Genomic DNA, 1288 nt, shown 5'->3' with positions numbered 1-1288 from the left:
AGCATGGAACAAGCTCGTGGACCAGCCGTGGCGCATCATGACGATCGGCATGCGCGACTGGGCGCATGGGTCCTGATCCGTGCACGTTGGTATGACATCTTCGTCTCCTGCGCGTTTGGCCGAATGCCTGCGAAGGACCATCGCCGACCGGGCGGGAGGCACCGGGGAGGCAACTGGGAGGCAGAGCGGGAGTTCGCGAAGATCGCTGTCCTGAAATGCCAAAAGGCCGCCCCGGGGAACGGCCTTTCGCAGAAACAGAGGTCACACGATCAGGGATCGATCCAGCAGTTCCCGTCATCGAACCTGATGAATCGCCGCCAGTCGTTGCGGCGGCCGAAGGCTTTCTTCAGCGTGTTCACCTGACCGCCGTAGCCCGCCTCTTCCAAAACTGCCGCTATCCGAAGGACGGCCGACCTGGACCAGTAGGCTGCGAACAGGATCTGCAGCAGGCGACGCTGCTTGTCTCCGCTGAAGGTCAGCGTTTCACTGCGGTGCCAGACCAGCCCGCATTCTTCCGAATGATCGATCGGGAACCGGCGCTGTACCTGACCCGGAAACACGCGGGCCCCGAGCGCATGCGGCGAGATCGCGAGTGTGCTCGGGGCGCCGAGCACATCGGCCACGCCGACGATCACGTTTCGCTCGCTGAGTGTAGTGGGGATGCGATCGCCCGATGTCGACGTCAGGATGACCCGGACCTCTTCAGGGGCCCTTCGCTCGAGGAGTGCATCGAGCTTGGTCCAGACGGCTGGATCGGCAAGACGGCGCGCGAACCAGACCGGCACCGGCGACTTCGCACCCTTCAGCCTGATGGTTCCGACATCCCAGACGAATCCGTCGATCAAGGGGTTCGGACGCGATGCCCCGGCACGCTCGAAGGCCACCAGCATCTTCGCCAATACCAGCGGATAGTCGACGGCACAGGCGGCGATCTCCCCCGCTTCCACGGTGATCCAGCGACCGACGCTGTCGCGATACCCGTACTGCCCGCGCTCCGGGCACCATTCCGCCGGAATGGGCTCGTCCTCATAGCCATCCATCGCGGCGACGACCGGGATGCGCCCGGTCGCCACCAACAGCCTGGCCTCGAGCAGCTTGTCCGCTGCCCGAGGCGCCACCTGCCTAAGCGTGGCCACCTGCACCTTGCCGACGCGGGTTTCCATCGCCTGGAGCAGCAGAGCCACGGCCGTCTTAGAGCCGAACCCGAAAAGAGTTGAGCGATCTCAGCAGGTTGTAATTCCGTCCGTTTGCGAGACGAGATGGAGTGCACGATGGCCTGGACAGAGAC

The 1288-nt window shown here is 64.2% G+C and carries 1 protein-coding gene; it reads right to left on the bottom strand.

Annotation, left to right across the window (positions count from 1 at the left end; all coding sequences use genetic code 11):
- Nucleotides 1–269: 269 nt before the first annotated feature.
- Nucleotides 270–1184 (bottom strand): hypothetical protein, encoded by a 915-nt coding sequence (locus LY05_RS15025; protein ID WP_148923709.1) that lies wholly within the window; start codon nt 1182–1184, stop codon nt 270–272.
- Nucleotides 1185–1288: the final 104 nt, after the last annotated feature.

It is taken from the genome of Oceanicella actignis, from assembly GCF_008124525.1.
Classification (GTDB): domain Bacteria; phylum Pseudomonadota; class Alphaproteobacteria; order Rhodobacterales; family Rhodobacteraceae; genus Oceanicella; species Oceanicella actignis.
This window is presented reverse-complemented; position numbering and strand designations above follow the sequence as displayed.